The sequence below is a fragment of the Acinetobacter boissieri genome, assembly GCF_900096955.1.
Classification (GTDB): Bacteria; Pseudomonadota; Gammaproteobacteria; order Pseudomonadales; family Moraxellaceae; genus Acinetobacter; species Acinetobacter boissieri.
Genome location: NZ_FMYL01000005.1, coordinates 54,688 through 81,570, shown reverse-complemented (window position 1 = coordinate 81,570; position 26,883 = coordinate 54,688). Strand labels below are relative to the sequence as shown.

The 26,883-nt window shown below is 36.8% G+C and carries 28 protein-coding genes, 1 other RNA gene and 1 pseudogene; 6 read left to right on the top strand and 24 right to left on the bottom strand.

All coding sequences use genetic code 11. The features are described from left to right. Positions 1-324: 324 nt before the first annotated feature. Both BLS38_RS06415 and BLS38_RS06410 read right to left on the bottom strand, forming a co-directional pair. Positions 325-933, bottom strand: a complete 609-nt coding sequence (locus tag BLS38_RS06415) for a glutathione S-transferase N-terminal domain-containing protein (protein WP_092747824.1) — start codon at positions 931-933, stop codon at positions 325-327. A 217-nt stretch (positions 934-1,150) separates the two neighbouring features. Further along, a complete protein-coding gene (locus tag BLS38_RS06410; RefSeq protein WP_092747822.1) occupies positions 1,151-1,504 on the bottom strand; it encodes a winged helix-turn-helix transcriptional regulator in 354 nt (117 codons plus the stop codon). 93 nt (positions 1,505-1,597) lie between these two features. Between BLS38_RS06410 and BLS38_RS06405 the strand changes: the two genes are divergently transcribed. After that, positions 1,598-2,596 carry a zinc-binding alcohol dehydrogenase family protein gene (locus BLS38_RS06405; RefSeq protein WP_092747820.1) on the top strand — a complete coding sequence of 333 codons (999 nt, stop codon included), beginning with the start codon at positions 1,598-1,600 and terminating at the stop codon, positions 2,594-2,596. 111 nt (positions 2,597-2,707) lie between these two features. On the opposite strand, the gene BLS38_RS06400 is transcribed toward BLS38_RS06405, so the two are convergent. The 4 genes from BLS38_RS06400 to BLS38_RS06385 form a co-directional block, all read right to left on the bottom strand. After that, positions 2,708-3,760 (bottom strand): NAD(P)-dependent alcohol dehydrogenase, encoded by a 1,053-nt coding sequence (locus tag BLS38_RS06400; protein WP_092747818.1) that lies wholly within the window; start codon positions 3,758-3,760, stop codon positions 2,708-2,710. A gap of 11 nt (positions 3,761-3,771) precedes the next feature. Next, a complete protein-coding gene (locus BLS38_RS06395) occupies positions 3,772-4,599 on the bottom strand; it encodes an SDR family oxidoreductase (RefSeq protein WP_092747816.1) in 828 nt (275 codons plus the stop codon). A 316-nt stretch (positions 4,600-4,915) separates the two neighbouring features. Further along, positions 4,916-5,116 carry a carboxymuconolactone decarboxylase family protein gene (locus BLS38_RS13140; RefSeq protein ID WP_244518209.1) on the bottom strand — a complete coding sequence of 67 codons (201 nt, stop codon included), beginning with the start codon at positions 5,114-5,116 and terminating at the stop codon, positions 4,916-4,918. A gap of 133 nt (positions 5,117-5,249) precedes the next feature. Then, positions 5,250-5,666, bottom strand: a complete 417-nt coding sequence (locus BLS38_RS06385; RefSeq protein WP_092747814.1) for a (R)-mandelonitrile lyase — start codon at positions 5,664-5,666, stop codon at positions 5,250-5,252. A gap of 227 nt (positions 5,667-5,893) precedes the next feature. Here BLS38_RS06385 and BLS38_RS06380 point away from each other — a divergent pair, with 227 nt between their 5' ends. Then, the gene (locus tag BLS38_RS06380; protein ID WP_092748034.1) at positions 5,894-6,751 is read left to right on the top strand and encodes an AraC family transcriptional regulator; all 858 of its coding nucleotides are present in this window, start codon (positions 5,894-5,896) and stop codon (positions 6,749-6,751) included. 320 nt (positions 6,752-7,071) lie between these two features. Beyond that, a complete protein-coding gene (locus tag BLS38_RS06375) occupies positions 7,072-7,908 on the top strand; it encodes a TIGR02391 family protein (RefSeq protein ID WP_092747812.1) in 837 nt (278 codons plus the stop codon). A gap of 187 nt (positions 7,909-8,095) precedes the next feature. Here the strand turns inward: BLS38_RS06375 and BLS38_RS06370 are convergent. The 16 genes and pseudogenes from BLS38_RS06370 to BLS38_RS06290 all read right to left on the bottom strand — a co-directional run. Then, positions 8,096-8,739 (bottom strand): annotated as a pseudogene (locus BLS38_RS06370) (Fic family protein); the annotation flags it as partial. A 530-nt stretch (positions 8,740-9,269) separates the two neighbouring features. Beyond that, positions 9,270-9,851, bottom strand: a complete 582-nt coding sequence (locus tag BLS38_RS06365) for a hypothetical protein (protein WP_092747810.1) — start codon at positions 9,849-9,851, stop codon at positions 9,270-9,272. A gap of 42 nt (positions 9,852-9,893) precedes the next feature. Next, positions 9,894-10,568: a helix-turn-helix domain-containing protein gene (locus BLS38_RS06360; RefSeq protein WP_092747808.1), complete on the bottom strand. Its 675-nt coding sequence runs from the start codon at positions 10,566-10,568 to the stop codon at positions 9,894-9,896. Between the two features lie 3 nt (positions 10,569-10,571). Then, the gene (locus tag BLS38_RS06355; RefSeq protein ID WP_092747806.1) at positions 10,572-10,751 is read right to left on the bottom strand and encodes a hypothetical protein; all 180 of its coding nucleotides are present in this window, start codon (positions 10,749-10,751) and stop codon (positions 10,572-10,574) included. Beyond that, the gene (locus tag BLS38_RS06350; protein ID WP_092747804.1) at positions 10,741-11,004 is read right to left on the bottom strand and encodes a hypothetical protein; all 264 of its coding nucleotides are present in this window, start codon (positions 11,002-11,004) and stop codon (positions 10,741-10,743) included. The genes BLS38_RS06355 and BLS38_RS06350 overlap by 11 nt, the downstream gene beginning before the upstream one ends. Positions 11,005-11,706: 702 nt before the next feature. Continuing rightward, a complete protein-coding gene (gene fic / locus BLS38_RS06340) occupies positions 11,707-12,816 on the bottom strand; it encodes a protein adenylyltransferase Fic (RefSeq protein ID WP_092747800.1) in 1,110 nt (369 codons plus the stop codon). A 542-nt stretch (positions 12,817-13,358) separates the two neighbouring features. Then, positions 13,359-15,551, bottom strand: a complete 2,193-nt coding sequence (locus BLS38_RS06335; protein ID WP_244518208.1) for a DUF3987 domain-containing protein — start codon at positions 15,549-15,551, stop codon at positions 13,359-13,361. Next, positions 15,548-15,877: a hypothetical protein gene (locus BLS38_RS06330; protein WP_092747798.1), complete on the bottom strand. Its 330-nt coding sequence runs from the start codon at positions 15,875-15,877 to the stop codon at positions 15,548-15,550. Before BLS38_RS06330 ends, BLS38_RS06335 begins: the two co-directional genes overlap by 4 nt. Continuing rightward, positions 15,870-16,436 carry a hypothetical protein gene (locus BLS38_RS13345; protein ID WP_425283467.1) on the bottom strand — a complete coding sequence of 189 codons (567 nt, stop codon included), beginning with the start codon at positions 16,434-16,436 and terminating at the stop codon, positions 15,870-15,872. The genes BLS38_RS06330 and BLS38_RS13345 overlap by 8 nt, the downstream gene beginning before the upstream one ends. Then, the gene (locus BLS38_RS06320; protein WP_092747796.1) at positions 16,433-16,642 is read right to left on the bottom strand and encodes a helix-turn-helix domain-containing protein; all 210 of its coding nucleotides are present in this window, start codon (positions 16,640-16,642) and stop codon (positions 16,433-16,435) included. The genes BLS38_RS13345 and BLS38_RS06320 overlap by 4 nt, the downstream gene beginning before the upstream one ends. Next, positions 16,639-16,854 carry a helix-turn-helix transcriptional regulator gene (locus tag BLS38_RS06315; RefSeq protein ID WP_092747794.1) on the bottom strand — a complete coding sequence of 72 codons (216 nt, stop codon included), beginning with the start codon at positions 16,852-16,854 and terminating at the stop codon, positions 16,639-16,641. Before BLS38_RS06315 ends, BLS38_RS06320 begins: the two co-directional genes overlap by 4 nt. A 109-nt stretch (positions 16,855-16,963) precedes the next feature. After that, complete coding sequence (locus tag BLS38_RS06310; protein ID WP_092747792.1) at positions 16,964-17,677, bottom strand: hypothetical protein; 714 nt, start codon at positions 17,675-17,677, stop codon at positions 16,964-16,966. Between the two features lie 146 nt (positions 17,678-17,823). Beyond that, positions 17,824-19,182 carry a tyrosine-type recombinase/integrase gene (locus BLS38_RS06305; protein WP_092747790.1) on the bottom strand — a complete coding sequence of 453 codons (1,359 nt, stop codon included), beginning with the start codon at positions 19,180-19,182 and terminating at the stop codon, positions 17,824-17,826. 178 nt (positions 19,183-19,360) lie between these two features. After that, positions 19,361-19,719, bottom strand: a transfer-messenger RNA (tmRNA) gene (gene ssrA, locus BLS38_RS06300). An 84-nt stretch (positions 19,720-19,803) separates the two neighbouring features. Further along, the gene (locus BLS38_RS06295) at positions 19,804-21,327 is read right to left on the bottom strand and encodes a DHA2 family efflux MFS transporter permease subunit (protein ID WP_092747788.1); all 1,524 of its coding nucleotides are present in this window, start codon (positions 21,325-21,327) and stop codon (positions 19,804-19,806) included. 16 nt (positions 21,328-21,343) lie between these two features. Continuing rightward, the gene (locus tag BLS38_RS06290) at positions 21,344-22,477 is read right to left on the bottom strand and encodes an HlyD family efflux transporter periplasmic adaptor subunit (RefSeq protein ID WP_092747786.1); all 1,134 of its coding nucleotides are present in this window, start codon (positions 22,475-22,477) and stop codon (positions 21,344-21,346) included. A gap of 338 nt (positions 22,478-22,815) precedes the next feature. Between BLS38_RS06290 and hemB the strand changes: the two genes are divergently transcribed. Then, on the top strand, positions 22,816-23,829 hold the full coding sequence (hemB, locus tag BLS38_RS06285; RefSeq protein WP_092747784.1) for a porphobilinogen synthase: 1,014 nt from the start codon (positions 22,816-22,818) through the stop codon (positions 23,827-23,829). Between the two features lie 47 nt (positions 23,830-23,876). On the opposite strand, the gene BLS38_RS06280 is transcribed toward hemB, so the two are convergent. After that, entirely contained in the window at positions 23,877-24,347 is a 471-nt protein-coding gene (locus BLS38_RS06280; protein WP_244518207.1) for an ABZJ_00895 family protein, read from the bottom strand. Between the two features lie 350 nt (positions 24,348-24,697). Here BLS38_RS06280 and BLS38_RS06275 point away from each other — a divergent pair, with 350 nt between their 5' ends. Next, the gene (locus BLS38_RS06275; RefSeq protein ID WP_092747782.1) at positions 24,698-24,979 is read left to right on the top strand and encodes a hypothetical protein; all 282 of its coding nucleotides are present in this window, start codon (positions 24,698-24,700) and stop codon (positions 24,977-24,979) included. Between the two features lie 58 nt (positions 24,980-25,037). Here BLS38_RS06275 and BLS38_RS06270 read toward each other — a convergent pair whose 3' ends face one another. Then, positions 25,038-25,514: an OsmC family protein gene (locus tag BLS38_RS06270; protein WP_092747780.1), complete on the bottom strand. Its 477-nt coding sequence runs from the start codon at positions 25,512-25,514 to the stop codon at positions 25,038-25,040. A 108-nt stretch (positions 25,515-25,622) separates the two neighbouring features. Here BLS38_RS06270 and BLS38_RS06265 point away from each other — a divergent pair, with 108 nt between their 5' ends. Continuing rightward, positions 25,623-26,882 carry an exonuclease SbcCD subunit D gene (locus BLS38_RS06265; RefSeq protein ID WP_092747778.1) on the top strand — a complete coding sequence of 420 codons (1,260 nt, stop codon included), beginning with the start codon at positions 25,623-25,625 and terminating at the stop codon, positions 26,880-26,882. Position 26,883: the final 1 nt, after the last annotated feature.

The window sequence follows — 26,883 nt, the reverse complement described above, 5'->3', positions numbered from 1 at the left end:
GACAGCTGTTGTGTCGTTATTAGCGAAAAATGACAGCTGTTGTGTCGTTGAGAGATGTCATCCAATGTCGTTAAAATACTAAAGTCTTGATTAGTTATATTGAAAAATGACAACTGATGTGTCGTTCAGCGGTGTGCCACACGAGTTGTTACCCCAATAAAAAGGACTGTTCCAATTGAGCAGTTCTTTTTATTTTAAAGGGCATTAATAGTAAGTTCGAATTGAAAAATGCATGACTTATTTATAAGGCTCTAGCCTAGTAGAATAGATCTATTGGGCTAGAGCCTTATTATTATATGAGGGCTGAATCCCTCTAGTGTCTATCTAAATCAAACCTTCTTTTTTCATTGTAACTTGTACAGATTGTCTCTGTTCAATATTTTTTCTTAAAGCTAAAATATGCTTGTAAGGCGTTAAATCATGTTTAATGTAACTAGACCAGTTTGTAAGGACAAAAAAGTATGCATCTGCGGGACCAAAACTATCATTAACTAAATAAAGATGATCAGAATGTTCTAAAAAATTATCGATAAAAACTAAATATTTATTAATTTTTTCAAAGCCTTTTAATTTCTGATCGTCGGTCAACTCATTATGAAAAAAATAAAGATATGCATTATGTAGTTGTGAGTTTAAATAACCCAGCCACTCTAAAAGTCTTATATTATCGAGACCTAAACTAGGAATCATTTTTTGATGTGGATCTTTTTGCGCTAAAAATGTAAGAATAGCTACATTTTCTGTTAGAATTGAGCCTTGATTTATTTCTAAAGCTGGCACAAATCCTTTTGGATTGATTTTATAAAAATCTTGATCTTTTTCAGTGCGATGGGTATCTAAATTTACTTTTTCTATTTCAAAATCCACATTAATTTCATTCAAAATAATATGTGCAGCGAGCGAACATGCACCTGGAGTGTAATATAGCTTCATAAGTATTTTATTTTCTGAGTATTTAATCTTTAATTTAGGAAATAAATGTCTAACTTTCAAGCGTATTATCGTACAAAAATAAGAGCATTTATTTCAACCCAAATTTAGTACGTGATACTAAACCCCTTCCAATAAACAGATATCCATTAACATAATGGCATTTATATTAAATACCAAAATGGAGTATTAGCTTTCACTTCGTGTAACGTTTATTATGTTAGTTCGGCTTGCCATATAAATTTATATTTTTATCTCCCCATTCTTTCAAAGCAACTAACACAGGTTCAAGTGAAAATCCTAAATCAGAAAGTCTATATTCAACTTTAGGAGGAATTTGAGCATAAACTTTTCTTATAATAATGCCATCTTCTTCAAGTTCACGTAATTGTCGAGTTAATACCTTTTGAGTAATTGCAGGTATCTTATTTTTTAACTCACCAAATCTTAAAACTTTTTCACATAATAAATGCCATAAAATAATACTTTTCCACTTTCCATCAAGTAGCCCAATTGTAGCTTCAACAGAGCAACCAGGTGTACAGTTAAATCTAGAATGCTTAACTTTGCCCATCAGTATCCTTTTGTCACCATATGTCAAATTTGTCAGTATAAACAATATGGGAATATTAGTTAAACTAAAGCTCTATTACAAGAGGACAGATTTATGAAAGCTATATCATATGTTGTAGATAGCAATATTGATTTTAAAAATGCACTAAGAGATATTGAAAAAGATAAGCCTACACTCAAGGAGCGTGATGTTCTTGTAAAAGTTCGAGCGATATCTGTTAATCCTGTCGATACTAAAATTAGAAAAAGTGCAAATCAGGTGAACAATCATATTTTAGGTTGGGATGCAGTAGGTGAAATTGTAGAAATTGGTTCAAAGGTTACATCTTTTAAAGTCGGCGATTCTGTTTGGTATGCTGGTGATTTAACAAGAGATGGTAGCAATGCTGAATTTCAAGCAGTTGATGAAAGAATCATTAGTCTTAAACCTATTACAATATCCAATGCAGAAGCAGCAGCTTTACCATTAACAGCAATTACTGCATGGGAAATGCTATTTGATCGATTTAAAATTTCAGAAACAGAGTCTGGTAGTATTCTAATTATTGGTGGCGCTGGGGGTGTAGGATCAATCGCTATTCAACTGCTAAAAGCAAAGACAAACCTTACAGTTATTGCAACAGCCTCACGAGAAGAAACAAAATCTTGGGTAAAATCACTAGGAGCCAATCATGTGATTGATCATAGCCAAGATTTAAGTGCACAAATTGAAGAACTAAAGATCGACCAACCAAAATATGTATTCTCTACAAATCATACAGAAACATATACCAATCAAATAGTTTCTCTTATCGCACCACAAGCCAAGCTTGGATTAATCGATGATCCACAAGCTTTCGATATTATGCCGTTTAAGCGTAAATCTATATCCATACATTGGGAATTAATGTTCACCCGTTCAATGTATGAAACCAATGATATTCAACAGCAGAGCTATATTTTACAACAAGTTTCTTATTTAATTGATCAGCAAAAGCTTAGAAGTACAGTAAGTCAAAACTTAGGAAAAATTAATGCTGCAAATTTAGAACAGGCACATAAGTTAATTGAATCAGGAAAGGCAAAAGGAAAAATTGTACTAGAAAATTTTTAAGATGAATTTAAGGTGAGATAATGACTATTTCAGTAATTGCGATATTTGATGCTCAGACAGATCAAAAAGAGAAGAACTAAACCTAAGGGATAGTTCTTCTTATAATCTCTTTTATGCTTTAGGTAGAGACTTCATATCAATTACAAAGCGATATTTCACATCACTTTTTAGCATGCGTTCAAAAGCTTCATTTATGTGTTCAATTTTGATCATTTCTACTTCAGAAACAATATTATTATTACCACAAAAATCAAGTAGCTCTTGTGTTTCTTTAATACCACCGATTAAAGATCCAGCAATAGACTTTCTTCCCATGATCATAGGAATAGAGTTTGGTTTAATCTCACCTAGATAACCAACCAAAACGAGTGTACCGTTTAATGCTAATGTAGGAATATAGGGTTTTAAATCATGCTCATAAGGTACAGTATCTATAATTAAATCAAATTGATTTGATACAGCATTCATTTTATCTTCATCTGTCGATAACACAACATGATGTGCACCTAGGTTTTTCGCATCTTGCTCTTTATCCAGTGAACGGGTAAAAAGCGTAACTTCTGCGCCTAAAGTATGAGCAAGTTTAAGCGCCATATGTCCTAAACCACCTAAACCAACAACAGCTACCTTACTGCCTTCACCAATATTCCAGTGACGCAGAGGTGACCATGTTGTAATACCTGCACATAAAAGAGGTAGCACGGCCTTAATGTCTAGATTTTTAGGGATCTTCAGTACAAAATCCTGATTGCACACCATAGTTTCTGAAAAACCGCCATAAGTTGGACGTTGATCATAACGATCTTTACTGCCGTAAGTCTGAGTATTACCATTTTCGCAATACTGCTCTTGTTCTGATTCACATGCAGAACACGTACGACATGAATCAACCATACACCCTATACCAACCAGGTCACCTTCATTAAATTTGGTAACTTGTGAACCTATTGATATTACACGTCCAACAATTTCGTGGCCGGGTACGAGCGGGTAAATACTAAATCCCCAATCATTTTTTGCTTGATGAAGATCTGAATGGCAGACACCACAATATAAAATTTGAATAACCACGTCATTATCACGAGGATTACGACGTTCAAACTGAAATGGTGCCAAAGGATTTTGAGCAGACTGTGCTGCATAACCTAATACTTTAATTGTCATATTTTTTCCAATTATTTGTTAACTAAATCGCCATACCAGTAGGAAGCTGTTACGCCCCCATCAATTAGGAAATCACTTCCTGTGATGAAACCTGCATTTGTACCCATGAGTAGTTCTCCCACTGTCCCTATTTCATCTGGTGTTCCAGCACGTCCAGATGGAGAAAGCTTAAGCATATTACGATAACGCTCTCCGCGGGGTCCTGTAAGTTCATCTTTTGCTAATGGTGTAATGACAATACCCGGACTAATTGCATTTACTCGGGCACCTCTTCTCCCCCATTTTACTGCTTCAGCCATGACACGTAGCACATTTCCGCGTTTTGATATTTGATACGCATGTAAAGTATCTTTAATTTCAGAAAGTTGAAGCATTGGTAGTGCTAACAATTCATCTGCTGGCGTTGTTGCGAGCAATTTATTTTGTTCTTCGGTTAAACTAGGTAAACGGTGCCCCGACTGAGAGGAAATTACAACACAGGAGCCACCGTCACTAATTACTTTACCGAATTCCTCTAAAATGACAGCTGTTCCATATAAGTCAACATGCAAAATCATTTCTGCTGTTGCTTGAGAGGGTGAAACACCTGCTGCATGAATAACACCTGTAACACTTCCTACAGATGTCGCTATATCCACTAATTTTTTTATAGAATCTTTAGAGGCAATATCAACACTTGCAGTACTGACATCAAAGCCAGCTTCACTTAGTACTTTTGCAGTTGCATCAGCATTTTCTTTTTTGAGATCTGCCAATAAAATATGTTTTCCTGCACTTACACGACGTGCAATCGCTTGACCTATTGATCCTGCTCCAATAAGAACAATAACATTTTTCATATTTATACTCTCCTCATTTATATTTAAGTAAGCGCTTCTCTAAATCGTTTTTCTATCTCGGAGTCTACTTCTAATGATAAAACTTGATCAATTTCATTAATTTGTTCACGTATTACACCTTGTACTGTAGCAATTTTAATATGCGATTGGAGTGGACTTCTTACCCCCTCTAGTACCAATAATATAATGACTGTTGCAATTTCTCTGTTCTGCCAACTTAGTAAATCTCTAGAAAAAATATCGCAAAATAAGTGTGTTAAATACTCGTCTATTGCAGGAGCAAATTCAAAAATTTTACCTTTTACAGTAGAGTCAATTAGGTTTTTTGGTGTTGTGTCCCATCTTTCAAAGATTGATCGTTTTTAGGAAAAGGACTACTTTCTTTTCCTTTAATATCTACAACTCCATCCGCTTTTCTTTCTTTTAATAAAGATAAAAATTTTCCTAGTGCATTTAGACTACGAGGGAAACGAGCATAGGCATAAACTTGAATTAATATTTCCTTAATTTCATTCACTGTTTATTTTACTATTCAATGCATTTTCAAGTTGAGCTTAATCACCAATAGTTGCATAAGCTGAAATAGGAATAATCCATTTTTGCTTTAGAGATAAAGAACTTTTCACCGTATTATCTTTTTATCTGTGCGTTTATAAATTTGCTTCTGCATATTGTTCGTCAGTTACAGGTTCTAACCAATCAACATTTTTACCATTTTCATCACTTCCAGCAATTGAAAGGTGGGTCATCACCACTTTACCATTTGCTCCATGCCAATGTTTAATTCCTGGGGGGCAATGAATAACATCACCAACACCAATACGTTGAGCAGGTCTCCCCCATTCTTGGACAATTCCCTCACCTTCTGTTACAACAAGGTATTGTCCTTTAGGATGGGTATGCCAAAATGAACGTGCACTTGGAGTAAAACTTACATAAGCACTAGAAGCATTAATTCCATCAGTTACACCTGTAAGTGGTTTAATTTCCACACTACCTGTAAAAATACTATCTGGGCCTTTAATTACCTGTTGTTCACTTGCTTTTTTAATTGTTTGTTTAGACATTACGTCTACTCCTGTTGCAAATAATAAGGTAAATATAAGCGTAAGTTTTTGAAATTACGTTATGGCTATTAATATAAAACTTTTCAAATAATCACACTGTTCTATTCCTCCTTTATATTTGCCTAAAACTATAAGTTTACGGATTTTTAATTATTTATTTTTTACAATAAACACATCAAAAAGTATGGAAAAATACTGTGAATCATAATGAAACACTTTTACAAATTATGAATCGATTAACCGTTGGACGGTCTAGATTTGAGACAGATATTGATGGCTTAACGCTGTATCGTCGTGAGAGCACAACACCACCTACAAGTAACTTTCTAGATGCTAGCTTGTGTTTAAGTGCTCAAGGAGAAAAGCAGGTTATTTTAGGTAAAGAAACATACTTTTACGATGAGAAGCATTTTCTTTTTACGGCAGTTGACCTACCCGTCATTACACAAATTACAAAAGCATCAATAGAAAAACCTTATTTAGGAATAATCTTGAGATTAGATCCCCACGTCATTGCTCAATTAATACTTGAAGCACACATTACATTTAAACAAAATTATTATGGAAAAAAAGGGGTAGCTGTTGGATCTATTAATAATGAAATAGAGGATGCTTTTATAAGGTTATTAAAATTATTAGAGCAACCTCAAGATATCCCTATTGTTGCTCCTTTAATAGTAAAAGAAATTTTTTACCGACTTTTAATGAGTCCGCAAGGAGAACGTTTAAAAACAATTGCAGCAGCAGGAACAGCAGGCCACAGAATTATAAAGGCAATAGAGTGGCTTAAAACTAATTTTTCAAAACCATTTACCGTTGATGAATTAGCACATATGGTTGGGATGAGTTCTTCTAGTTTTTATCAACATTTTCGAGAGATTGCACTCATTAGTCCTTTACAGTATCAAAAAAGAATTAGACTCAATGAAGCTCGTCGATTACTTCTTACAGAAGGATTAGACATTTCATCTATTGGCATACAAGTAGGTTATGAAAGTTTGTCACAATTTTCTCGAGAATATAAACGTTTTTTTGGTTTATCTCCATCTGAAAACTTAAAAGAACATGGCTACCAAAAGATCTAATATATTCAAATAAGCAGTTAGATGACTGGTTACTTTTCTTGGAAATATAATGAGTAATCTACACTTTATATTAAATGATATTTGGTTTTGGAAACTTAGTTACTCCAGCTTGCATATACATTTGTTGGCATTATCAAATAGAAAATTTAATAATATAAGATAAATATTTTACCAACAATAAACCAATTATAATTTGAGGCAGCGACAATCTAACTCATCTCAAAAATTTCATTAAATCTGCTCTTTAAAAACTTAAACTCTAGATTTCTAATATCATTTACTTCATCATATTTCAAACAACTATTTATTAATTATTAAAAATGTTTAAAACTGAGAACTATTACCACATAGATTACTTAGCTCAAGCTGGAGTAACAGAAACATGTCTCTATAGCCTTTGCAATTTAATCCAGACAAATGCAGATCTCACTGATGCACGTTTGCTCACAAGTGAGCAGTCTCATGCATTTATATTTAAAGATCAATTTGACAACTACTACATTATTAGATCAGGTTTTTCATCGGGTTATCCAGGTGAAGGCCCGAAAGGGCTTGCAAAAGCACTAGCAATCTTAAAAAAACATCAAATCAATATAGAGGAAGTACCCATCCCATCAAAGCTACTCAATAAGCTAAATAAGTCATTATTGACTGATCAAGACATCGATTTCATTTTCCAACAAAAAATCATCCGTCCGATCCGTTTACATGACTATATCTACCCTTTCGGAGGCGAAGTTAATCAAGCATTAAAGCAAAAACGTTACTACCTATTAGAGCTACCGTATTCAATCATTGATGACAGAATTTTTGATCTTGCTCTACTCTTTAAACAAGATCCAGATTCAGCATTAAGCAAAGCATATAAACGCTTAGAAGACATCATTAGACAACGTACAAATTTAAATGAAGCTAGTACCAGACTATTTTCTCAAGTCTTTCAAGGTAAAAATGCCTTATTAACTTGGGACGTACCTGATCATTCTGAAATACAAGGTAGGATAGATTTATTTAAAGGCACATATATGGCATTCCGTAATGCCCGAGCTCACCGTGAAAAAGAGGAAAACTTAGTTCATCAGTATCGTGAGTTTTTATTGATTAATGAGCTATATTTAATCGAGAAAGAAGCTATCTTGATTATCCATGACGAATAAATCTAAAGTTTGAGTTAAGCTTCAACAACTTTATACTTATACTTCTTTTAAATATAAATGTTCATAAAGCCAATCATATCTACAAAAGATAAAACTAGATTTCTTATTAAGAAGAAATCTAGTTTTATACTAGTTAAATAAAAAATATCAAATACAAGTACGACGATGTAATCCTATTAATATTCAACTAAATATTATTAATGAGTCTATACTTCTGCTTTGGACTTTTCGGTTTATCGGGTACTGTTCTTTCTATTAAGTGACTTTCAATAGCAGGATTCAAATAGTTCTTTTGAAATGTTGCTCTATGTGAAAGATTAACCAATGCCATAAGCTCGACCAGACTATATCCTTTTCCTTTATGTATCTTATTAATCAGTTGACTTACATACTCATTAGCTTGAGCGGTCATGTTTGAGTTCAAAATAGCATCTAAAATCATTTGCAAGCTAAATTCAATAAAAGGCGCTGAATCAGTCTGATTTGTACTTACTTGTAAAGCATCGTAATAAGCTCTCTGATTTTGATAAATTAAGCTTTCAACAGGAATATTGATAAAAATTGGATGCCATTGACTTGGTATTAAAGTTTGCCAAAGTCTTCCCATTCGTCCCTTACCATCTACAAAAGGATGTATAAACTCAAACCCGTAATGAAATTTTGAATGAGTAGATATTCTTGACTCGCGCCAAGCCACTGTAAGAAAACACTTATTAAACGAGGAGCTTGATTTACTGGTGGTACCATATGTATTACTTGACCACCAGACATTACACCGACTCCACCTTGACGATACTATCCAACCTCATCAGTTAATCCTACCATTAGAATATGGCCTTTATTTGGGTTTAGTGCAGAATAAACCATTAAAATCTAGTGCAAAATGAAATGTAAAACAGTTCAAAATAAATCGGCAACTTATACTAAGCAATACTATATAACACTATATAAAGCCATATAACACTATGTATAGACGTAAAAAAAGCCTCAATCCATTAAGAATCAAGGCTTTATAACTTACATTTTTCATATTAGAGCAATGATGGCGACAATTGAACTCAACTCATAAGATACTGTTTTATATAAATATAGTTAACAGTCAACTTTCAAGGGATACACATAGGGATACAAAAAAGTCGTTGCTGTAAATTTGTACAGCACTAATTACCCCCTAATATTTGAGTTTAACTTCCATATTCTCCCCACAACTCAGTAAGCCTACCTGTAGCCCTTATATATGAGATTGGATCAATAGCACCCCAAAAGTACAATAAAAAAACCACACCAATAATTCTACTGGTGTGGCTCTTTTATTTTAAAACAATATAGACTATTTACATGCAAAGCATAAAGCGAGGTTATTATATCGTACTTACATCTAATGCATTTATTGTATTACCAAACAAGATATTTAGCTGTATTGACTTAGCAGTTTGATAAATTGTATCAATTCTATCCTGCTGTTCTTTTGCTTGTTGCTCAAGCTGTTGGATTTCTGCGTCAATCCCTTTTTCATCTAGTGGCGTTTGTAATGCGGTTACTGCATTAATCTGGTCTTGGCTCAGTCCTGAATTCTTCAACGTATTTAATTGCTCATGCTGTTTTAGCTTATAAGCCTTGATATACCCCTGTTTACTCAATGCCAGACTTACGCTCTGATTTAAGGCTCGTTTTAACTGACTAATCTCGTTTTGATGCTGTGCAATGCAGTCATCATATGCCTGTACCGCTTTATCATGCTTTTCCTGATACTGCACATATGCCTTATCGTATTGGCCTTTAAGTATGATGGAGGCATCATCTACACTCATATTTTGTGTTTCTGCAATTGCGAGTATTTGATCGGCTATGCTTGTTCTTACACCTTTCTTGCATAAATCAAGCTGAAATACTGCCAAAGTTTCTGACAACTGAATAGCTTTTAAAATTTGCTCAGGGTTCATATTAATTAACTCTACTTATATAAGTGATGTGAGTATTATTCTTTAGTTTGATTCCTCTAATTCCATATGTTCCATTGTCATGACTGGTGGTGTACTAATAGAGCTAATTTGTATTTTTTTAAAATCCATCATTAATATTTCTTGCCATTCTTTTGTGTCACGCTCAGCCATATGATCGAGTTGCTTGTAGTACCCCTGTTGTTCTCTAGCAAGTAAAACCTCACACTCACGCACACATGCCATAAGGTGCGCCATATCATCGGTAATTTCGCCTTGATGATGAGATATTAGTATTTTTGCTCGATCCAATAATTCTAAATAACATGACTTAGGTAATTGCCCGATATAATTTGCACCGACCTCCGCAACACTTTGGCTAATTTCTTTAATCATTCGTGTTGTGACATCATGTACGCCGTTTAGTAAAATACCCACTCTTGAGGCGTTGTGGTCAAATTCAGGGTCTATAGTAAACCCAAGCACCCAATCTGCTGAAACGCCGTATAGCAAGCATAGCTTTTGTAAAACCTCAGCATCAGGAATTTTATGACCATTCTCAATTTCTGAAATTCGATTCGCTCTTTTTGCACTGATCGGAACAGAAAAGATACGGCTCATCACTTCTGATTGTGACAATTTAACCAAGATACGTGCTTTAGCCAATTTACGACCGATGAGTATTTCACGGCGTTTAAATGACGATACTTTTTCATTCACTACTTAATCCCCAGCTTGATTTATTTTTGTTTTACATGCGTTACGACTGACTATGTTTTTACCCTCTATCGTCTTTGCACCTGTGGATTTTTCCCATATTTTTGCCTTTAGAATACGTTGCCTTTGCTGTTCTCTGCGATTAAGTGTCCAAGCGAGTGTATGTTTTTCTGATTTACCCCCCATACTGTGCCTCCAGTGCTTTCATTTTTTCTGATATACACATATAGGCTTCTTTAGTTAGCACCAATGTACCCATAACTAATGGGTCTTTTTTCATTGTTTTAATACTTGCCCTTACATCAGTAAAACCACCGCTAACCATAGCTAAGTCGATAATATCTACTGGAGCAGAATTGACGACCATATGGCTACTTGAAGCATTAAAAGACCGAGTGTAACCAATCAACACATAAGGTCTGTCTATTGAGGTACTCATATAAAATCCGATAAAAAAACAAACTCAAGGATATGTAATAGATTCAGCTCAAAAATAGCGTATTCCAAGTTTTAGATATTTATGTAAGGACGGGTTTGGCATTTTTTTTATGAGTGGAGGAATTTTGTGTCAAATTCCCACCTTTTTGACAGTATTTTTGACACGCTGAGTATCTGATTTAAATAAACTTTATGCTTATTTTTGACACAAATTATTTTTTATAGATGGGGCTTATTTTTGACACGCTCACCCCCCATTTTTGACATAGATTTGACATGAACAAAGTATATCTAAACTTGGATATATTACCGCTTTGTCTACTATATTTTGACCACTTATAAAGTTATCAGGGACGACTTTTTGGATTTTTCTCTTTCGTGCTCCTTTTGACTGTCAAATTTCACTAATTTGACATCATTTTTGACACTCTGAGTATCTGATTTATCAGGGTTTTCTATATGATTTTCAACATTTCTATTTTTCCCGTTATTGGCGTCATTTTTGACACGACTACCCCCCATTTTTGACATAGATTTGACACGATCTTTGACACGGATATTTTATATAAATCGAACTTGCTTTTACTTCACGGCGTTACATTAATGATCATTAAAAAAGGGGCATATCCAAACTTGGATACCCCTCTATAAAACTGACAAATAAGCAAAGCGCAAAAGTGCGTTTTGTACCTACTATATTGGATTACTCATAAGGCATGAAGCCATGGCTATCGTCTTGCAATAAAGCCAATAGTTTAGGGTGGATAAATAACTTTTCTTTGCCTACTGTCATTTCCTCCAGTACGCCTATTTCTGTGAGCTTCTTGAGATAGTTTGATGCTGATTGACGTTTAGCTATGCCTTTCTCTACCACATTGCTAATACGGCTATAGGGTTGCTCGAATATGAGGTCTACAAGCTCTCTTGTATATATTTTCTCAGCATTGGCTTTCACATACTCCACTGTATGCTCATGTAGCTGTTTAATACCGTTAATCTTGGCAAGTGTCCACTCACTGGTGACTTTAATGGCTTGTAATATGAATAATATCCATGATTGCCAATCGCCATCTTTAGTCACATTTAGCAATAGCTCGTAATACTTTGCCTTGTTCTGAATAATAAAACGGCTCAGGTAAAGTATAGGTAAGCTCAAAAGGTTCTCACCCATCAAATACAATACATTGAGTACACGCCCTGTACGTCCGTTACCGTCTATAAAAGGGTGTATTGCTTCAAACTGATAATGTGATACTGCCAATTTCACTAAAGGGTCTAGGTCATCATTGTAGTGAATAAACTTCTCCCAATTAGACAATAGCCCTCTTATGTTGTCCTCACCGACTGGTGGTGTATAAATCACCTCACCAGTGTAGCTATTCTTTAATGCTGTACCTGTTGTCGATCTAATACCTAAATCCACACCTTTAAGCGTTTGGCATATCTCTATGGCTGTACCTGTAGACAATGGACGTTCTTTAATTGACTGTACGCCTTTATACAATGCAGTACGGTAGCGTAGGGCTTCTTTGGTTGAATGGTCGGCAGTATCATCATTGCCTTGTGCATGTTGGAATAGCTTGTCTGTAGTGGTGACAATGTTTTCAATCTCTGAGCTGTCTTTAGCCTCAAGCAATGGAATGATATTAATGAGCATGTTTTGATTAGGGATTAACTCGCCTGCCTGTTTTAACTCGGCAAGGGCTTTGTTCGCCGTGATACATGCTTTTAAAACCACCTTTGTTTCGACATCTTGCTCAGGTGGTAGCTGTGGCAGTTGGTTATATGGTTGCTCGGCTTGCCATTGATTCATCTCAAACACCTAAATATGGTCATGTCGATAAAAGGGCAAAACTTCGACATGAGTATAACTATATGTCGATACTATAAACATATTGGCAATGTCATGTCGATAAAAAGGCAAAATATCGACATGAGGGGCTTTATATGTCGATGGTGTAAACATGAAAGACATAACGTGTCGATAAAACCATGAAATATAAACATGAGTAGGGCTTATATACTCCAGTAGAACCCTAACATTTACCTTTGACGATCTAACGAAACATGACAAAACCTGACTTTTAAAAGCCCCATACATGATAGGGCTATTTTTTGAACCTCTTTTATATACTTTTCTTTAGAAATCTTGGCTTAATGGCTTAATCAGGCTGTAAGCCTTATGTACCAATACTTTTCATTAAGCAACCACTAAAAAGCCACTTGGCTTAGTGGCTTAATAAAGACTAAAAATATCAATGTTAAGCCACTCATTACGCCATTACGCCACGGCTTAAAATATCATAGGCTTAATATAATCCCTTGCTGTGTAAGGGTTTCAAGCCAATTAAGCCATTACGCCACTTTTTCTAACAAAAGAGGGTTAATAGCAACATAACGAGTTCTGCCACTTTCATCAACTCGAAAGTATTGAGAGTCAATTAACTCATTCAATGCCAACTCAAGTAGCTGTTTATTTCCTCTCATTGGTCTAGGGCTGTTATTCATAAAGCTAGAATATGCCAATTTACTGATTTTCTTATTCAAGCAATACTTAGTAAACCAGTTAATTAGTTTAATGGTATTACTCTCCTCTTTAGATTCAATCTCAGCGTATCTCGCCCATTCACCCAATGAATGACGTACTACATCACACGCCCCTTGTAATGTTTTGCCGTCAATCTGGTCTAATCCCTCAAAGTAAGCAAATACTGTAGCTAATCGTCTAGCAAGTTGACTGGCACGACTTGCAAATGCTTGTAGGTATTCATAACGCTCACCCTTAGCTTGTAATCGCTCTATTTCGTTGTAGAACGCAAGGTCTATCTGTGTGGCATCATTATCCATCTGCACCACATACCGCCCATCTTCGCCCTTTTCTGTGCCTTGTGGCATAGGTGTGTCATCGAGTAGATACTGGCAACGATTCCAGTAGGCAATTAACCGATGATCTAAGTTAGCATTGGTAGCCTGTTTATCTGCACTTTGTAGCCTTGTGCCTGCTAAGTTCTCAGGTATGGTTAATATAAAACGTGGTAGGAAGCCTTGACCTCGTAACACTGGGTCTTTGAGTGCATCGGATAAAACTTCATGTTGCCCCTGTAGGTTAAATGTCAAACGCACATCATAAGCCCGACCACTACCGTTAAGGTTTGACTTAGATCGTGTACGTTCTACCGAACCATCATCAAATAGTTTGGCATAACTTCCTAGTGCATGATTACGTGTATCTGACTTCATGGTATTACCGCCAAAGAACTGCCCTGCTTCATCGCTCGAAATGGAAGCATCACAGATAGCACCATCAACATACAAGCCTGCAATCGCTTCAAGGGTAATGTCGCTATAGCGTGTAATTGGGTCTATTGGTGGTGGACTTTCTCTTAAAAAAACGTCCTTTTCTTTTTTCTCAAGCCCTGCTAATTGGGTTTTCCATTGCTCCAATTCCTTACGGTACTCGTCATATTGTTGTCGCTCATGCTGAATAATGGCTCTATCTGCCATATCACGGCTTGTACTCTTACGGCTTCCGCTTTGCCCCTCTGTAAGTAAGAATAATCCGCATGGCTCACCTTGTACTTTAAATGGGTGGGGTGCGTTTACCTTTGCTTGTGCAATATGTGACATTGCCCCAATAACACATTGTGCAGTCATGGCAATAGGGGCTTGCACATGCTCGGCTATGGCTTGCATTGCCTGTCTTGCTAGCGGTGGGATTGAGTTAATCGGATAAGGGCCATTATCCATTGTATTTGATGTATTAAGAGGTATTAACTCACCCCATTCACCAGTAGGCAACATGCCTATTTTATGCAAAGCTTCATCAAGAAAAGCCTTTACTTCCTGCGTATCATCTTCTTGGCATAAGTTAATTAAAAACTCGCTTTCACCCACTTGGATATGCTGATTTACCAATTTTACAGCCGTGTTTTGTTCTAACTGAATATATCCGTCAGCTTTGATATGTTCGGGGCGTGTAGGCATGTATAACGCCGTGTAGCCTGCTTTGCTCAGTTGATTAACAACATATTCAATCTGCTTAAAGTCATAGCTACTCAGTGCCTCATAAGTGCAAGGTTTGACGATACTTGGAAGCAATACCAAAACCACAGCATAGCCAGTGCTAGCCACTTTAAAAAATGCCTCGAGGTGGTGAGTAATAATAATCGGTTGATCTTTTACCATCTCACCAAAATAGCTAAAACCCTTAGCTATACCGCCGTCAGGATAGATGCATACACTTTGATCAAAACTCAAAACTGAGGTTTGTATATGCTGTAATGAGCCATCAAAAATAGGCAATAACAAAGGGTCTATGTACTGTTGATTGCCTATAGTGACGTTACCTATATCAACATGAATAGGTTGGTTAGGACTGCCAAAACGTGCGATTAAATCATGTGTTAAATATTGGTTATTTTGTGGCTTTAATAGCGTAGATTGAGCTATAATATCGCTATGGCTAGTTGGCACTGGCATGTGATTGCTCACTTTTTTAAGTGGGCTTTCTTTTGTCTGTACATTGCGTAATTGTGAGGTGCTATTCATGCTTCACCTCCAGTTAATAACTCAATACGTTGTTTATGTAGTAACGCCCAACGGCTAAAGTCACCCACCAACCCATCCACATGAGTTAATCCACTAGCCATAACATAATCATTATTAGGGTGTTGTTGTTCTAACTCTGCTTTGTGCTGTTTAGCTTCACCTACCGTGTAAAAATATTTGCTAGTTTGTGATGGGCGATTGCCAATAGATGGGGTCTTGTCTGCAATGCTGACAGTAAAAAAGTGACAATAGCGAGTGTCTTTCAAGACAGTATTAAGCCATTCTTCCTGTACGTTTTTAGGTGTGGGAATATTTTGTTTAGACATGCGTATGCACTCCTGTTGATATAGGAGCTTCGCTAATCACTGTCATTTGATTGGTGCGAAGCTGTAAAGGGTTGACAGACAGGCTCAACAGGTGACCTGCACACTCGAAAGTGTCCCTCCACAGCTCCACATAGATATGCGAACGCATAGAGATATTACGTACAAAAAAAGCCCTTGCGGACTGTACGCCTGTTGAGAATTTATAGTCTGTCAAAACTAGCTTTAAGATTTTGCTTAAAGCATGGTTAGCATAATGGCTATGGTTTTTATTTGCAATCACCTTTTTGGCTTTTACTTGAGGTTTGCAACCAGTACGTTGTGTTATATCTACACAGAACGAAAAATTTCGTTCTACTTCAAAATGGCTAATAAATGCTAAAGTTTTATTCTCTTTTGAAATATCCACCAATGGTGTAAAAGCATTTAGGGTTATCCAAATTTGGATATGCCCCTGCTCAATTTTGAGCATACCCTCCATTGGAGGTTGTACCTTTACGTTATTTTTAACGATAACCTCACCCATTAATCGGTGGATCAGGTTTCTGGTAATATTCTTCATGATTGCACCTCTACCAATTCATAACGTGCATGTGTACCTTTGTTATTAATATTGCTTTCGTAATGAGTCACGATGTCATAACCATTTTTACGTAGGCGACTAATCACACCAGTGAGGGAATAACATTTAAATTTATACCCAGCTTCAATCACTGTGATTGTTTTACCTGCTTTGAGGTGATTAAGTATTTGTTGTTGAGCATTCATGCTTGAACCTCCACGCCGTTTACTTTTTCTTTTTGTGCGTTATGCCATGCCAATAAATCTGCATAATCAAAATAAACTGGTGATTGTCGTGTAGTGCCAAACTTGTAGGCTTTAGGAAAGGTAGGGTCTTTTTTAGGTAGGCTTCTTAGCGTGTCACGAGTAACGCTGAGTAATTCACATGCTTGATTATATGTAATGCGTAAAGGTTGCATTTATATAGCTCCATACGTTGGTGTATGGAGCTAGTATGATTTTGTTTTTTATCTTATAAAATCAGTTTGCTAGCAGACGGTACAGCCTAGTAGCAAACGGTACAGTTTGCTAGCAGACGGTATTCTTCTTTTCTTTTTCATACGTTGATAACCATAGACAAATTGTCCTATGAGATATGCCATTTATTGACTTAAACTCTAAAAGAAGCACATCAGCACATGCCGTATATGTGTGATATATATTTTTATCCCACTCTGCATACACAGCTTTTTTTATAGACTCATATTTTAATGCCTTTTTTTTCCCACCTAGTTCATGTAGGTTTACTTCATTATGTAAGGAGTTCTTCCAGAATGAATTTATACCTAATAACGCCATACTATGACCAAGTAAAAAATTAGCCCTATTTAGGTAGTAAATATCATCTATAGCACTTGTAGAATTTTTATATACAGCACAATGCTTTAATGCAAAATATAGACCTAGTTCACCATCTTGGTTTTTAGTTAGTTTTTTGTTTTTAGCATTATATCCTTCGGGAAATTCATTTAACTTTCTAAAAATATCGCCATTTTTTAATATGAAGTGTTTAAACCGATCTCTAAACTCAAAAATAGACTTTGGTTCATCTTCAAGTAGACTTATAGAAAATAGAGTAGTGCCATCTACATCATATTCAAATTTAGAGTCTTTTGTATAAAATGAAATAATCACATCAACTGCTAGACATAAAAAAAACCAAATATCATCATCTAAACCCTGTAAATAAGCATGTGCTTCTATTGGTGTTATTATTCTAAGAGGCTTTTTTTCATTACTCATAAATATGCTTCCCACTGCACCCAAAAAGATACTAGATCAGCATATTGGGTATATGTTTTCGGTAGCGAACCTAGACCTAGTGGGTTAATAATAACTCATATTTAGCTATCATTCTGCATATAAATCCAATTATGCACATTAAATATCTAAGCAATTTTTTGATCTATTTCTGAATCATCAGTCATTGAATCAAAGTAAACTTTCAACAATGTAGACTGCTCGGTACTTAAATCTAAACGTTTTATTAAATCGCCAATCATGTCTATATTGCTTGGAATATCGTGTTCTTTATCCTCAGCAAGTGCGTCTAAATAATTAGCCCATATTTGCATCATTTGTGTTCTTTGATTTAAATAAACTGCCTTGTTATACACACCCTCTACACCACCCACTTTATGAGCTAAGGCAGATTCTACCCACTCACGTTGAAAACCATGCTCACGTAACGCCGTGCTTAGAATATGTCTAAAACCATGTGGCGTTTGTTTTCCCTGGTAACCCATTTCCTTAAGAGCTTTACCAAAGGTATTATTAGAAATTGGTATATTTGAACGAGATCGACCACGAAATAAATAAGGACTGTTACCACTAAACTGTTTTAATTCTTCCAACAGTGCTATTGCCTGTTTAGGTAAAGGAATAACGTGTTCAATCCTTTTTTTCATACGATGGGCTGGAATCGTCCATAATTTCTTATCAAAATTAAATTCTTCCCATACAGCCTTTCTCATTTCACTGGGGCGACAACCAAATAGAATAGATAACTCTAAACCTATAGAAGTTTGGCGACTAGGAAAACGCCGTATAGCCTGTAACAATGCTGGTAATTCATCTATAGCCACATGGGCCATATTTTTCTTTTCATGCTTTTCTAAAAACTTATGAATACCAGATATTGGGTTGTAATCAATTAATCCTGTTACTTCTGCTAAATCGTAAATGTCTTTACATAAGCCCCTTACACGATTCCCCATTTCAATAATGGGTTTACCTGTTTTAGGGTGTGGCTTTTTTTGAATCTCTTGGAATAACTCCAGCCACTCTTTTTTAGTAATTTTTCGGTAATCACGCTTACCCATTAATGGATAAACATGGTTTTTTAGTGAGCCCTCATTTCTTTTTCTTGTGTCATCAGTCCACTTTTTACCTAAACAATAGTTATCGGCAAGATATTTAAAAGTACATAGAACATTATTTTCAGCTTCTTTGGCTTTTTCTTCTTTGTAATCTTTCGGGCTTATACCTTGAGATATGAGTGTTTTCCATTCATCAGCTTTTTTTCTTGCAAGTTTCCCACTTACTTCATTAAATGAACCTAAGCCTAGCCAAGCCCATTTTTGTGTAATAGGGTCTTTATAACGAAAATCCCATCTTTTATTCCCTTTATGACTTACAGAAAAGTAAAGATTTTCACTATCTTTAACTCGATAGTCTTTATCCTCAGGCTCAAGGGCAATTAAAACCGTATCACTCATTGGAAAGCGTTTAATAGCATTTCTTTTCATGGATTCTTGTATAGTGAAAACATATCGAACTCACACTATACACACCACTATACAAGCTAATCAATACTATACACGTTTATATAAAGTTATATACAGGCATAAAAAAAGCCTCAATCCATTATAGATCAAGGCTTTATAATTTATATCACTCATATTTCGTCATATAAATTTAAGGATTTGGTGGAGATGGCGGGAGTCGAACCCGCGTCCGCCAGCACTACACTCCAGAATACTACATGCTTAGATATCGTCTATTATTTTAATGCTTAAAGACCCGACGAACAGGATTAAAAGCACGATCCTCTTAATTTAGTATAAAACCCCAAGGCTTGATTTTATACGGACTTGTGTGCGTGCGCTTCAGTCGGACTGTTAGACCACAAGTAAACTAACGGTCGGACAAGCTGCCCTTAGGCAGCTTGAGCGTATGATTCGTCGTTTGCGACTAAAAAATGCAAATTTGATTTACGAGAGAAAATGCGCTCTCGGCATGCATCTATGAGCTTCATCACCAGCGTCGAAGCCAGAAACATCCCCATTGATGTTCAGCTACTATAACAGAAATTCAAACAGATCACACCAATTTATCAAAAATTTTCTATATGAAACGACGTTATATATCTAATGTGGCGCAGCACCCTCAACTTTCCTTGGTTTTGGACACAACCAAATAATCATTGCACCTGCCATAAAAATGACCGAAAACACTAAAAAAACATGGTCTGCTGCCAGTGTTAACGCCTCTTTATTCACTAGATTAGAAATTGTTGCTAATGCTGTTTCTTGACTAAATCCTCGTGCAGTCAGTTCAGACAAAGTGGGCTCTACATTCAACTTAGATACCATTTCACTTCGTGCAATACTCGAATGGTCATCCCATATTGTGACGGATAGTGATGCTCCAATTGCCCCACCCATTGTTCTCACAAAATTCATAAGACCCGCTGCCGCAGCAACTTCATTCGGTTGTACAGATCCAAGTGCGATATTTGTCAAAGGAATAAAAAAGAATGGTACAGCAAAACCCTGTAAAATTTGAGGCAATGCCAGTGCCATAAAGTCAGCATCGTTGCTCCAAAATGCCCTCATTAAAGTCACACCACCAAGCATAAACAAACCAAAACTCGCCAATGCCCTTTGATCCATTTTAGTCGAAAGTTTTGCCACTACAGGCGACATGGTTACACTACCTAAACCCATTGTCGCTGTTACATAGCCTGCCCACGTTGCGGTATAGCCCATATTGGTTTGTAGCCATTGTGGAATAAGCACAATACTGCCAAAAAATGCACCAAAGCCAAACCCCATGGTCAATACTGCAATTGAAAAACCACGATGTCTAAATACATTAATATTTACAATTGGATTTTTCTCTGTTGCTTCCCATACAATAAAAATGGCAAAAGCAAATGTAGAAATGACTGCTAGTGACAAAATAAGTTGGCTTGAAAACCAGTCATGGTCATGCCCTAAATCCAACATGAGCTGTAAAGCACCCACAGCAATCACCAACAGTGATAAGCCCATCACATCAACTCGAACATGCTCAGTTGGTGTTTCAGCAGGTTTTAACATTTTAAGAACACCCAAAACACAAATAATGCCTATGGGTAAATTAATAAAGAAAATCCAATGCCATGAAAAGTTATCACAGATCCACCCGCCCATAATTGGGCCAACAATTGGCCCGACCACTGTAGTCATGGCCCAAAGTCCCATGGCTTGCGCATGCTTTTCAGGTGGATGTATTCGCATAAGCAATGTTTGGCTCAGCGGCATGAGTGGACCACCAAACAAACCTTGACCAATACGACAAAAAACTAACATTTCTAATGAGTTAGACAAACCACACAAAAGTGAAAATGTTGTAAAACCAATCAAACAACTGGCAAACACTTTCACTGCACCAAAGCGCCCTGCAAGCCAACCTGTTAATGGAACACAAATCGCTTCAGCCACTGCATATGAAGTAATCACCCATGTACCTTGAGTTGTTGAAACTGCAAGGCTACCCGTAATATGCGCAACAGCAACATTGGCAATGGTGGTATCTACCACGACCATAAAGTTTGCTAATGCTAAGAAAAACGTGGCTAAGAGTAATTTTTGCCCCGTTAGATCACCAAATGGTACAAATTTACTCATATGTCATCACTTTTATTTATTGTAGTTCAACAGTCGCATTCATAGATAACCCAACGCGAAGCGGATGCTGTGTCAATTCTTTAGGATCTAGTGCAATTCGCACGGGCAAACGTTGTACGACTTTAATCCAGTTTCCTGTTGCATTTTGTGCAGGAATTAAGGCAAATGCAGCGCCTGTACCCCCTGAAAACCCAATCACTTTGCCATGATAAACCACATCACTGCCATATAAATCTGAGGTAAGTTTTACATTTTGCCCTACTTTTACGCGTGTTAATTGGCTTTCTTTAAAGTTTGCATCTACATACATTTGGTGAATCGGTACAACAATCATTAATGACTGCCCTACAGCAATCACCTGTCCAATTTGTACATTACGATTAGTCACAATACCATCAACAGGCGCGCGCACAATGGTACGTTCAAGATTCAATTTTGCTTGATCTAATTTGGCTTGGGCGACCAATACATCTGGTGTACTGTCTTGAGTTGTCCCTTTAATCAATGCATTATTGGCTTCTAAATTACTTTGTGCAACTTTTTGATTGGAAAGCGCTTGTTGAAAACCGGCTTCTGCAACGCCTAAATTGGCTTTCGCTGTATTAAATGCATTGAGTGATGTTGCATATTCTTCTTTAGAAATTGCACCTGATGCATTCAGTGCTTCACGGCGTTTAAAATCTGATTGTGCTTTTGCCACATCAGCACGTGCTCTCTCAAGCTGTGCTTTTTGACTTTGAATCGCATCATCTGTGGCTTGAATTTGTGAGTTTAATGCACCACTATTGGCCTGTGTTTGACCAAATTGACGTTTTACTTTCGTTAAATCCGCTTGAGCCTGTGTTACTGCAATTTGCGCATCTCGGTCATCCACTTTGACCAAAATATCACCTGCACGCACATATGCAGTATCTTGAGTCAATACTTGTGCAACTTGTCCACCAACCATTGCACTAATTTGTGCTGTGTCTGCGCCTACATACGCATTGTCTGTATCTTCTGTACGGTTAAAAAATACAATCCATGCTGCATACACCGCAATGGCCAAAATAAAAATAATGGCAACGATTAAAAGCAACTTCTTCCGCTTTTGTGGATTAGATACAGATGGTGTTGAAACGTTTTGTGAATGTGATGGTTGTTCACTCATACTTAACCCTACGGTTTTATCATGTTATTTTTAAAAACCATATCGCCGGATTCTTTTGGCTTATGTTTACAATTTGACATGGCTTTGTCATATTACATCAAAATATCATTATCTGAGAATGATGCGCGCTATCTTGTTTTCAAGGCAAGTATGTTACATCAGATATCTTAAATGATGTATGTTGAAACCCATAGTAAATAAAAAACTGTTTTATGAGTTGAAAACACATATTCAAAAAACTGATGAATCACATCATTTTTATCGTTTTAGTACGATGATAAATCTCATTTATGATCTACACAGACCCAATAATGACACCTATCTAAAGAGAAAATAGCATGAGTTACGCTTTCAACCGCCCTGCCTTCCCTGCAACACGCATGCGCCGTATTCGTAAAAATGATCAACTTCGTGCAATGGTTAGAGAAACACACTTATCAACAGACCATTTAATTTACCCTGTATTTGTCTTACCAGGTCAAAATCAAAGTCAAGATATTCCAAGCATGCCGAACGTACAACGCTTATCTGCTGACTTATTACTTAAAAAAGCAGAAACACTCCTTGAACTTGGGGTTTCAAAGCTTGCTATTTTTCCTGTCACACCACAAAAAGACAAAAGCTTAAATGCAAACGCAGCTTGGCGTGATGATGGTTTAGTGCAAAGTACTTGTCGTTTACTTAAAAAAGAACTACCCGAAATGGTGCTCATTACAGATGGCGCACTTGATCCATATACGACTCACGGACAAGATGGCATTATTGATGACACAGGCTATGTACTCAACGATGAGACTGTTGAATGCCTGATTAAACAAGCATTAAGTCACGCAGAAGCAGGGGCTGATATTATTGCTCCAAGTGACATGATGGATGGACGTGTTGGCGCCATTCGTCAAGCATTAGAAGCACAAGGCCATATTTATACCAGTATTATGGCCTATTCTGCGAAATATGCATCAAGCTTTTACGGACCATTTAGAGATGCTGTAGGTTCGGCAAGTAACCTTAAAGGTGGCAATAAATATAATTACCAAATGGATTTTGGTAACCGTGCTGAAGCACTTCACGAAATTGCCTTAGATATACAAGAAGGCGCTGACATGGTGATTGTCAAACCCGGTATGCCTTATTTAGATATTGTACGTGAAGTCAAAGACACGTTTGGTATTCCCACATTTATTTACCAAGTGAGTGGTGAATATGCCATGCTCAGTGCTGCAATCCAAAATGGTTGGTTATCTGAACAAGTTATTTTAGAATCGCTCATGAGCTGTCGCCGTGCAGGTGCAGACGGTATTTGGACCTATTTTGCTGAAGATGCTGCTCGTAAACTCAAAGCCATGGCTTAAATACACATATGCGCATAACGACAAGCATCGTTATGCGTGTTTATTATTTAAGTACCAAACATGTGCTTAGCCATACGACGGGCTTGCGGACCAAAAAACCACAGCGTTACTAAATAAAACGGCAAGCCAATCAGAACAACAATAAACGAAGCCACAAAAAGTACTTGTGGCTGTAACATATAAAGCTGTACAAACTGCCATACATCAATTTCTGGATGTGTCCAAGATTGCCACACACAGCTCAAAACAAACCCAGTTAAATTAAATAGCCAAAATAATAAATTAAATACCCATGCAAAATGAAACATCTCTTGGCGTGTTGGGGCACGTTGTTGTTGTTTTAAAAATAGATATAGTACTGAAATCATACTGGCCAAATAAGGTAACACCATAAAAATCATGGCTAAATTTTTTGGTAGTAATGCCATCAAGATTCCACATATGCAGGTAAAAACAAAACAGCATAATAAAAACCATGCATAATACTTTTTCAGTGACAAACCCAAACCACACCTCATCAAAATTTATTTAAAAGATTTAAAATATTGTGTCAACCTTTTAGTCATCGCCATCGTTATAGTCAGCATAAGGCCTGCTCATATAGATAAACGTACTGAATCTATGCAGCGCAACAATACTGTACTTTATGTCTACTACTGTAAAGTTCATGACATTTAAGCCAATGATTTCTCATCACTCGAATCATTGGCTTTTCTTTTGGCGTTAGCAAAATTCCTGTAACAGATCTATCTTGCACTGTAACGTACTTACATAGATCATAGTCTATAGAAAAATAAAGCCTTCATCGAAAATTCATAATATCTGTGCATCATGAATCTATCAAATGATAAACCAAGGCTGTAAGTTAATGAAAAAAATATTCACAACGCTTTCAACTGCTGTACTTGCATCAGGTATTGCAATGACTACATTTGCTGCCGCACCTGAAGCAAACGTACCACCAAAACCTGAACCTGTAAAACCTGCAGTTGAAAAAGCGCATAAACACCACGAAGGCGCAACGAAAAAAGCGCATGAGCATAAAAAAGGTGCTGAACATAAAGGACATCATCATGAGAAAAAACATCATGATGCAAGTAAACCAAAACCGGCACCAAAAGATGCTCCAAAACCTGAAATGAAAATGTAACGCCCCACCCAATCATTTAAGCGATCTAACAAGGAAAGTAGACCGCTTTTTTGTTGTTTTATTCTGACTGCAAAACAATTTCAGCATGACAGTAGATTGGGAAGTTCACTGAATTTGCAATCATACACTCATGGTGTGCTTGTATATGTAACTGCTGTGCCAAATCTAAATTCGTTCCTTCTACAACTGTTACTCTAGGTTTTAGCGTCATTTCAGTCAGATGACCTCTACGCTTTTCATCTTGGTCTTGCATAGACGCTATGGCATGGTCAGTATATGCCGTTACAACAACACCATTCACTGCACATAAATGTAAATACCACAATTGATGACATGCAGAAGCTGAAGCTAGTATTAAATCCTCAGGATTCCAACGCCCTATATCCCCCAAATACGCAGGGTCAGCAGAACCCAAAATACTTGATTTTAATGGATGGTGAACGTTAAAATTACGTGCATACCCCCGATAACTCGCCGTACCCTGACCCAAGTTACCGCACCACTGTAAATCGACTTGATACTGATGTAATGCCATTTTTATGTTCTCTTATGCTCTAATTAAAACGGACTGTACTTCACAGAAGCATGTATACACTGTTAAATTAGCACATATGTAAATTCAACACCTCAACATGAGTATTTTATGGCTGTGCATTTTTTTCATACGTCAGATTGGCACTTAGGGCAACTGTTTTACAACTATTCTCGCCAATTCGAACATGAACAGTTTTTAATATGGCTCATTGAGCAAATCAAACAAAAACAACCGCATGCTTTACTCATCTCTGGTGATATTTACGATGTCATCAATCCATCCTCTACAGCACAAAAACAACTTTATCAATTTTTAGCCGAAGCTCACGCTGTTGCGCCACACATGCAAACCCTCATGATTGCAGGGAACCATGACTCGGGCTATCGAATTGAACAAATTGAACCACTCCTTGAAAAGTACAATGCCAAAACAGTGGGACTTGTGCGGTGGCGTGCAGATCGTAGTTTAGACATGGATCGCCTCATTTTACCGATTTATAACCCTCAACAGCAGATTGTGGCATGGTGTATTGCATTGCCTTTTTTACGCAATGCAGAAATTATAGGCTTTAATGAACATACACAAGACAGCCAATCAGCCATTGAATACTTACATGAAACACTCATTGAAGAAGCCAAAAAGCGTAAAACTGACGATCAAGCACTGATTATTATGTCGCATGCCCACATGCAAGGTGGACAAGAGTCAGACTCAGAACGCTGTATTATTGGCAACCAAGAAGCGCTTTCAACAACCCTCTTCGACCACGGCGTAGACTATGTTGCACTCGGGCACTTACACAAACCACAAAAAGTATCACAACCCTTTATTCGCTACAGTGGCTCGCCTATTCCACTGTCTTTTAGTGAAAAAAACTATAAACATCAAATTGTAGAGGTCTATATAGACCCAATACATGAACAACCCGAACAACGTTTTCAGTTTTCAGCATTACACATTCCACGTACTGTAGCCATGCATCGTTTAACAGGTGACCTTGAACAAGTGATGCAACAGCTTAAAGCACTTCCTGCTGATAAAGTCATCACAAACATAGAACAACGTGAATATGTTGATATTGAATACCACAGCAACACGGCTCCACCATTAAACTTAAGACAACAAATTGAAGATATTTTGCCGAGCGAACAATATAGATTGGTCCGTTTAAGTCGTAAACGTTTGGCTCTTCAGCTTGATGACTCATCTCACTCAAAAATAGACCTTGAGCCACCTACCCCCACACAGTTATTTAGCCAAATTTGGCAAAACATGGGCTATGACAGCAACAGCGAAGTCAGTTCCGACTTCCTCACATTACTTGAAGAAGCACAAGAAAAACAACGCCAAAACAATACTGGGCAGTAAG

Coding starts and splice junctions, on each gene's coding strand:
- BLS38_RS06385 (WP_092747814.1), bottom strand. CDS start 5,666: ATGTCTAAACAAACAATTAAAAAAGCAAGTGAACAACAGGTAATTAAA.
- BLS38_RS06275 (WP_092747782.1), top strand. CDS start 24,698: ATGAAAAAAATATTCACAACGCTTTCAACTGCTGTACTTGCATCAGGT.
- BLS38_RS06290 (WP_092747786.1), bottom strand. CDS start 22,477: ATGAGTGAACAACCATCACATTCACAAAACGTTTCAACACCATCTGTA.
- fic (WP_092747800.1), bottom strand. CDS start 12,816: ATGAATCAATGGCAAGCCGAGCAACCATATAACCAACTGCCACAGCTA.
- BLS38_RS06265 (WP_092747778.1), top strand. CDS start 25,623: ATGGCTGTGCATTTTTTTCATACGTCAGATTGGCACTTAGGGCAACTG.
- BLS38_RS06310 (WP_092747792.1), bottom strand. CDS start 17,677: ATGAGTAATGAAAAAAAGCCTCTTAGAATAATAACACCAATAGAAGCA.
- BLS38_RS06270 (WP_092747780.1), bottom strand. CDS start 25,514: ATGGCATTACATCAGTATCAAGTCGATTTACAGTGGTGCGGTAACTTG.
- BLS38_RS06410 (WP_092747822.1), bottom strand. CDS start 1,504: ATGGGCAAAGTTAAGCATTCTAGATTTAACTGTACACCTGGTTGCTCT.
- BLS38_RS06335 (WP_244518208.1), bottom strand. CDS start 15,551: ATGAATAGCACCTCACAATTACGCAATGTACAGACAAAAGAAAGCCCA.
- BLS38_RS06375 (WP_092747812.1), top strand. CDS start 7,072: ATGTTTAAAACTGAGAACTATTACCACATAGATTACTTAGCTCAAGCT.
- BLS38_RS06380 (WP_092748034.1), top strand. CDS start 5,894: ATGAATCGATTAACCGTTGGACGGTCTAGATTTGAGACAGATATTGAT.
- BLS38_RS06330 (WP_092747798.1), bottom strand. CDS start 15,877: ATGTCTAAACAAAATATTCCCACACCTAAAAACGTACAGGAAGAATGG.
- BLS38_RS13345 (WP_425283467.1), bottom strand. CDS start 16,436: ATGAAGAATATTACCAGAAACCTGATCCACCGATTAATGGGTGAGGTT.
- BLS38_RS06365 (WP_092747810.1), bottom strand. CDS start 9,851: ATGAACCCTGAGCAAATTTTAAAAGCTATTCAGTTGTCAGAAACTTTG.
- BLS38_RS06415 (WP_092747824.1), bottom strand. CDS start 933: ATGAAGCTATATTACACTCCAGGTGCATGTTCGCTCGCTGCACATATT.
- BLS38_RS06315 (WP_092747794.1), bottom strand. CDS start 16,854: ATGCAACCTTTACGCATTACATATAATCAAGCATGTGAATTACTCAGC.
- BLS38_RS06400 (WP_092747818.1), bottom strand. CDS start 3,760: ATGACAATTAAAGTATTAGGTTATGCAGCACAGTCTGCTCAAAATCCT.
- BLS38_RS06350 (WP_092747804.1), bottom strand. CDS start 11,004: ATGAGTACCTCAATAGACAGACCTTATGTGTTGATTGGTTACACTCGG.
- BLS38_RS06305 (WP_092747790.1), bottom strand. CDS start 19,182: ATGAAAAGAAATGCTATTAAACGCTTTCCAATGAGTGATACGGTTTTA.
- BLS38_RS06355 (WP_092747806.1), bottom strand. CDS start 10,751: ATGGGGGGTAAATCAGAAAAACATACACTCGCTTGGACACTTAATCGC.
- BLS38_RS06395 (WP_092747816.1), bottom strand. CDS start 4,599: ATGAAAAATGTTATTGTTCTTATTGGAGCAGGATCAATAGGTCAAGCG.
- BLS38_RS06405 (WP_092747820.1), top strand. CDS start 1,598: ATGAAAGCTATATCATATGTTGTAGATAGCAATATTGATTTTAAAAAT.
- BLS38_RS06295 (WP_092747788.1), bottom strand. CDS start 21,327: ATGAGTAAATTTGTACCATTTGGTGATCTAACGGGGCAAAAATTACTC.
- BLS38_RS06280 (WP_244518207.1), bottom strand. CDS start 24,347: ATGAGGTGTGGTTTGGGTTTGTCACTGAAAAAGTATTATGCATGGTTT.
- BLS38_RS06320 (WP_092747796.1), bottom strand. CDS start 16,642: ATGAATGCTCAACAACAAATACTTAATCACCTCAAAGCAGGTAAAACA.
- hemB (WP_092747784.1), top strand. CDS start 22,816: ATGAGTTACGCTTTCAACCGCCCTGCCTTCCCTGCAACACGCATGCGC.